The following is a 6,439-nucleotide window of genomic DNA, read 5'->3' as shown; positions in this document are numbered from 1 at the left end:
CATCCACGGTTGTAGCCGCAGGGGTGTCGGGCGACTTCGCCAAGCCTCGAACCGGATGGCCATCCGGTTCGAGGCTCTGTCGCTTGCATCGCACAAATTCAGCTCCGTGCAGATACAAGGGGTGTTCCAGAAGACACCAACCCCTCACTCCGTCCAGAACCCCTCATCCGTCTCGGCGCTACGCGCCGATCCACCTTCTCCCACAGGGGGAGAAGGCAAGGGGCGCGGCACGCCGATCCGCTCATCACCCAGGCCTCACCAAAGTCCAGATCCAGCCGGCGAAGGTCAGCACCAGGAACGGATAGCCGGCGGCGGGCAGGGGTGACGAGGTCGGCAGCAAGGGCACACCCCACAGCACCATGCCCACCGACACGAGGAACAGCACGGCGGCGACAAACGCAGTGAGCCGCATCCAGAGCGCAAAAGTGTTCGGCACGCTGACCATGATCAGCGCGGCCGCCCACAGCGAGATGCCGCCGACATAGGAGGGAACGCTGGCCTCGAGGCCCGCCGTATTGCCTGATAGCAGCAGGCTTTCGCCGGCGAGGAAGGTCAGGAACCCGGCCGCCACGCAGTCATTGCCGAGCCGCTGGTATTTCATCGTGAGCAGCGCCGTCGCTACCACGAGCGCCACGCCGTCGATCGCCCACAGTGTTTCGCGGAGCGGAGCGCTTGCCACGAAGGTACCGGCGAGACCGAAGAGGCCGCCGATTGCGAGGCCGATCGCGGCGGTGGTGTCTGGAGAATTGCGCATTTGATGTCCCCCCAAGCTTAAAAGAAGATACGCCAAGGGGCGGAGATGGTGAAGGGAGGTCAAATTGAGCGGATCTGGAAACTGAAACGGAGCGGCCGGTAGGTCGCCCCGTTTCATTTCGTTTAGGCAGCCGCCACCATCGGGAAGTCGACGGGGAGTTCCATCGCGACTGAAATGTCGGGGAACAAGCGCCCCTTCATCACATCAGCGATGCGACCCTGATTGATCTGGCAGTACGACGCGATCACCGCGTAGTTGTAGCCCAGATCACGGGCCAGCCTGATCACCGGAACCATTTCCGGTGTCACCTTACGGTCGTGGCCGCGCTTTACGCACTCTCCGCCGCGCGGACAGCGGCGGCGGGCAAAGACGACGAGGTCGGCAGCAAGGGCACGCCCCACGACACCACGCCCATCGAGACGAAGAATGGCGTGGCGGAAGGGCTAGGGACTAAACGAGGTGTGACACCGTTTCGGCTCTGAAAGAATCGTGTAAAACTCCAATTCAGAGCGGGATTTGGCGAGGGAGGTATAAATTCTAAGACGGATCGAGTTCGAAAACTTTAGAAAGCACTCCAAATTCCGCGTTACCTGCAAAGAGAGAAATATCTTTGTAGGCCCAAACAACGCTGGAAAGTCCTCAGTACTCGACGCTCTTCGGCTGTTCGCAGACGTCGCCCGCTACGCGGAATATAGACTTCCGGTTCTCAAGACGCAGAAGCCATATGGGGTTTGCGCTACATACGAAATGACCAATAAGAATTTTTGCCTGCCTATTGCGAACATACCCACAAACGATTCAGAGGACGACGTCAAGATTACGATATTTCACGACAATGGGTCTTCTCTTCACCTTATACTTAATGCTGAACGCCAACCGATTGTTTTTGTCCAATCAGATAAGAGAGCTAGAAGCACAAAGGCCTACTTCAAAGATTGCTTTCCAGAATCCATAATTGTTGTTCCAACGCTAGGTCAATTTGAAGAAACGGAGAAGCCGAACTATCCCGACTACGTTAGAAGCGTGGAACATACTCGGCTTGCCGCGCGAAATTTTAGGAATATCTGACGACAGAAGAGCCACAGCGAATTTCAGGAATTCTCATCACTGGTTGAGGGTAACTGGAAAGATATCGAGGTCCAGAAGCCGACGATAATTGTTGGAATGCCATCGACGCTCGAGATGACCTACCTTGAGAATGGGTATCCAAGGGAAATCTATTTATCAGGGTTTGGATTTCAGGCGTGGATGCAGATCATGACTCATTTTCTTCGAGGATCGGGAGGAGACATTCTCGTTCTGGACGAGCCAGACGTATACCTTCACGCTGACCTACAGAGAAGACTTTACGGTATCGCGAAAAAGAGGTTCTCTCAGATCTTTCTTGCCACTCATTCAGCAGAGATCATGAACGAAGCCAACTCGGGCGATGTCGTTCTAGTGAGATCGGAATTTCAGACTGGAAAACGAATCACCACCGAAGAAGGCTACCGAAGCGCGCATGCGCTATTGGGTTCCTCCGAGAACGCTGACTTTGCCCGTCTTTCCAGGGCCAAAAGGATAATAGCATTCGAGGGAAACGATCGCTCCATCTATCGCAGGTTCGAGCAAATACTGATTCCCGATGGGGTGTTTAGCGATCCTGACACGATGCTGCTCAAGATAGGTGGGTACGAACAATGGCCTCGGGTCGGCAACTTGCCGTGGGCCTTTCAAGAGCTTTTTGGAATTCAACCAAAGATCGCTGCGATCTTTGATCGAGATTATCGATGCTTGGAGGAGATCGAAGGCCACGAGCAGAAGCTAAGGCGGTCGGGGGTTTTCTGTCATGTCCTCCGACGCAAGGAGATCGAGAACTATGTGATCGCGCGCGATGCGATCCATAGGGTCACGCAAAAGGCAGCTAAAAAGAAAGAGAAAATAATAGAAGATGCTTGGATCGACGATACCTTATCCTCTATTTCTTCGGAGCTACGCGAGGATTGTCTCATTAACGTGCAGTCTTCGACAAGCAAGTACTATCAGCTTAAACGAGATGCGAGGGACACCCAGACTATTCTGAAGTTGGCTAAGAGCGAATTTGATAAAGATTGGGCGAGCCGGGGATATAGCTGTCGGATTTCCGGAAAAGAGTTTTTTTCCGCTTACAATCGAGCGCTTGACGAAGCCTACGGGATATCTATCTCGTTATTCCAGGTTTTGGATGAATTCCACGCATCGGAATTCGATGCGGAATTTAGTGACATGCTCACAGAGGTAAATCGATACTTCGCTGAGGGGTAGCGAGCGCTCGGCGCGCCAGCCGGCTTCTCAATCCCCCATCTTAAGCGCCTGGATGAACGCCTCCTGCGGGATATCCACCTTGCCGAACTGGCGCATCCGCTTCTTGCCTTCTTTCTGCTTGTCCAGCAGCTTGCGTTTGCGCGAGACGTCGCCGCCGTAGCATTTGGCGGTGACGTCCTTGCGCAACGCCGAGATGGTTTCGCGGGCGATCACCTTGCCGCCGATCGCGGCCTGGATCGGAATCTTGAACAAATGGTGCGGGATCAGCTCCTTCAGCTTCTCGCACATCTGCCGGCCGCGCTTTTCCGCCGCAGTGCGGTGCACCAGCATCGACAGCGCGTCGACCGGCTCCTCATTGACCAGGATCGACATCTTCACCAGGTCGCCTTCCTTGTAGTCGGTCAGGTGGTAGTCGAACGAGGCGTAGCCCTTGGAGATCGATTTCAGCCGGTCATAGAAATCGAAGACCACTTCGTTGAGCGGCAAATCGTAGGTCAGCATGGCGCGTTTTCCCACGTAGGACAGGTCGGCCTGGACGCCGCGCCGGTCCTGGCAGAGTTTCAATATGCCGCCGAGATAGTCGTCGGGGGTCAGGATGGTGGCGCGGATCCACGGCTCCTCGATGGCCGAGATCTTGACCACGTCGGGCATGTCGGCCGGGTTGTGCAGCTCCTTCATCGAGCCGTCGGTCAACAGCAGCCGGTAGACGACGCTCGGAGCGGTGGCGATCAGGTCGAGGTTGAACTCGCGCTCCAGCCGCTCCTGGATGATTTCCAGATGCAAAAGGCCAAGGAAGCCGCAGCGATAGCCGAAGCCGAGCGCGGCGCTGGTTTCCATTTCATAAGAGAACGAAGCGTCGTTGAGGCGCAATTTGCCGACCGCGGCGCGCAGATCCTCGAAATCGGCGGCGTCGACCGGGAACAGGCCGCAGAACACCACCGGCTGCGCCGGCTTGAAGCCGGGCAGCGCCTTGGCGGTGGCGCGCTTGTCTTCGGTGATGGTGTCGCCGACGCGGGTGTCGGCCACTTCCTTGATCGAGCCGGTGAAGAAGCCGAATTCGCCGGGGCCGAGCTCGTCGACATTGATGCGGGCCGGCGTGAACACACCGGTGCGCTCGACCAGGTACTTGGCGCCGGTGCCCATCATGCGGATGGTCTGGCCCTTCTTCAGCACGCCGTCGATGATGCGCACCAGAACGATGACGCCGAGATAGGCGTCGTACCAGCTGTCGACCAGCATCGCCTTCAACGGGGCCGAAGCGTCGCCTTCGCGCGGCGGCGGCAAGTGGTGGACGATGGCCTCCAGCACGTCGGGAATGCCAAGCCCGGTCTTGGCCGAGATCAGCACGGCGTTGGAGGCGTCGATGCCGATCACCTCCTCGACCTGCTCGCGGATGCGCTCCGGCTCGGCGGCCGGCAGGTCGACCTTGTTCAACACCACGACGATCTCGTGGTTGTTGTCGATCGCCTGGTAGACATTGGCCAGCGTCTGCGCCTCGACGCCCTGGCTGGCGTCGACCACCAGCAGCGAGCCCTCGCAGGCGGCAAGCGAGCGCGACACTTCATAGGCGAAGTCGACATGGCCGGGCGTGTCGATCAGATTGAGGATATAGTCCTCGCCATTGTTGGCGCGGTATTTCAACCGCACCGTCTGCGCCTTGATGGTGATACCGCGCTCGCGCTCGATGTCCATCGAGTCCAGCACCTGCTCCTTCATGTCGCGCAGCTCCAGCCCGCCGGTAAGCTGGATCAGCCGGTCGGCAAGCGTGGATTTGCCATGGTCGATATGGGCGACGATGGAGAAATTTCGGATGTGGTCGAGGGGCGTGCTCATGGCGCGCGCTTTAGCAGGGGCCGGTTGTATCGGCAAGCGGCACAGCCGTTGCCGGGGCGCCGTGACTTATCGGCTTTTCCCGAGAATTTCCCGGAAAGTCGATAAATTTTAACCAAGTCCATTAGAGCATAATTTGCGACTGCCATGTTAGCCAGCAGAGATATTCATTTGTAGGATCAAGGCATGCGGGGGTTAGCGGGCAGGTTTGTCAGGTCGAGGAGCGGCTCGTTCGCGCCGATCCTCGTCCTTAGTATGATGCCGATAATTGCCGCCGTCGGCTTCTCGGTCGACTACACCTCGGCGGTCCAGACCAAGTCGGACATGCAGTCCGCGCTCGATGCCGGGATCCTGTCGATCACCACGATGGTGACGACCTCGACGCTGGCGCAGCGCCAGGTGGTGCTGCAGGATTCCTTCGACGCCAACGGTGCACCGGCAGGGGCCATCGCGACGCTGCAAAGCTTCGTGGTTGGCACCGACGGCACCGCCACTGCGCAGGCCACGGCAAGTTTTTCCATGCCGACCGTTTTCATGTCGATCGCCAGGATCGACTCGGTGCCGGTCGCCGTCGCGTCGGCGGTGAGCAAGACGCCGGCACTGGTCGAAGCTACATTCAACGTCGAGCACGTTTCAGGCTACTGGAACAAGACCATGACCCTGTACGGCCTTCCGTTCGGTTGGAACTCCACGACCACAGCGACGGCCATGATGAAGGTCGGCTATAACTACAAAGCGTATAGTTATTCGTATACGAGCGGGGGTAAGACTTATACCGCTGCCGACCCGAAAGGTTACGGTACGACAACTATTTCCACTGTGTCGGGAACAACCGAGAAGCTGGTTCAGAGCCAAGTGTGCACGCCAGTAGGACAAAAAACCGATTTCACTCCCACTGCGGGAATTTACAGAAGCACCGCCGTAGCAAAAAGCGGAAATACGAACGGCTCCACCATCTATTTCAAGACGACGTGCGCGACCACGAATTCCGCCGGAAACAGCAGTGGCGCAACAATCGACGTGAGCATGATGGACCGGCTCTATCTGCAGATGGATGTGCCGTCCGGACCGGTCAACCCGCTCAGGTCGGACAGTGCAAGCACGTCGAACCGGCTCTACCTCGGCGCCGGGTACACCACTGCGGCACAAAAGGCCCTGAGCCCTTCCACATACCTCCCCGTCGAGGTCGACGCCAACACAATCGTCGACATCTTCAAAGCTGTGCCCTGCAGCGAGACCAGCGACCAGGCATGGGAAGACGGCGGCAACAATCCTCCACTGCCAGACGTTACGAACGCCGACTTCTTCTACAGCGTGAAGGGCAAGTGCGACTTCAGCCGGCGGCAGTCCAACACAATGCTGACGCAGTAAGGCCGCCGATCTCTCTTCTCCTTTGTGGGGCCTGAAGCGTGGGCGAGACCGGGCTCGCCTCGCGGCAGCGGCGCCCTCTTCCTTCTCCCCCTGTGGGAGAAGTTGGATCGGCGCTTTGGCGCCGAGACGGATGAGCAACTGTGTATTAAGTGGTGGCTTGGTTCCAAGGTTGATTGTTTCGAAGCATGGCGCTGAGGATGG

General features: G+C 57.8%; 6 protein-coding genes. 3 read left to right on the top strand and 3 right to left on the bottom strand.

The features are described from left to right. Positions 1 to 244: 244 nt before the first annotated feature. Together AC07FD_RS38545 and AC07FD_RS38540 are read right to left on the bottom strand one after the other, a co-directional pair. Entirely contained in the window at positions 245 to 754 is a 510-nt protein-coding gene (locus AC07FD_RS38545) for a hypothetical protein (protein WP_478354056.1), read from the bottom strand. 122 nt (positions 755 to 876) lie between these two features. After that, on the bottom strand, positions 877 to 1,155 hold the full coding sequence (locus AC07FD_RS38540; protein ID WP_478354055.1) for a hypothetical protein: 279 nt from the start codon (positions 1,153 to 1,155) through the stop codon (positions 877 to 879). Positions 1,156 to 1,288: 133 nt separating this feature from the next. On the opposite strand from AC07FD_RS38540, the gene AC07FD_RS38535 reads away from it, so the two are divergent. Beyond that, the gene (locus AC07FD_RS38535) at positions 1,289 to 1,822 is read left to right on the top strand and encodes an AAA family ATPase (protein ID WP_478354058.1); all 534 of its coding nucleotides are present in this window, start codon (positions 1,289 to 1,291) and stop codon (positions 1,820 to 1,822) included. A 39-nt stretch (positions 1,823 to 1,861) separates the two neighbouring features. Further along, on the top strand, positions 1,862 to 3,037 hold the full coding sequence (locus tag AC07FD_RS38530) for an AAA family ATPase (RefSeq protein WP_478354057.1): 1,176 nt from the start codon (positions 1,862 to 1,864) through the stop codon (positions 3,035 to 3,037). A gap of 27 nt (positions 3,038 to 3,064) precedes the next feature. On the opposite strand, the gene lepA is transcribed toward AC07FD_RS38530, so the two are convergent. Next, on the bottom strand, positions 3,065 to 4,870 hold the full coding sequence (gene lepA / locus AC07FD_RS38525; RefSeq protein WP_478354054.1) for a translation elongation factor 4: 1,806 nt from the start codon (positions 4,868 to 4,870) through the stop codon (positions 3,065 to 3,067). Positions 4,871 to 5,122: 252 nt separating this feature from the next. Here lepA and AC07FD_RS38520 point away from each other — a divergent pair, with 252 nt between their 5' ends. Beyond that, a complete protein-coding gene (locus AC07FD_RS38520) occupies positions 5,123 to 6,238 on the top strand; it encodes a pilus assembly protein TadG-related protein (RefSeq protein ID WP_478354053.1) in 1,116 nt (371 codons plus the stop codon). Positions 6,239 to 6,439: the final 201 nt, after the last annotated feature.

It is taken from the genome of Mesorhizobium waitakense (genome assembly GCF_056431085.1).
Note: the sequence above shows the minus strand (reverse complement) of the source record. Positions and strands in the feature narration are given on the sequence as shown.

Coding starts and splice junctions, on each gene's coding strand:
- AC07FD_RS38520 (WP_478354053.1), top strand. CDS start 5,123: ATGATGCCGATAATTGCCGCCGTCGGCTTCTCGGTCGACTACACCTCG.
- AC07FD_RS38545 (WP_478354056.1), bottom strand. CDS start 754: ATGCGCAATTCTCCAGACACCACCGCCGCGATCGGCCTCGCAATCGGC.
- lepA (WP_478354054.1), bottom strand. CDS start 4,870: ATGAGCACGCCCCTCGACCACATCCGAAATTTCTCCATCGTCGCCCAT.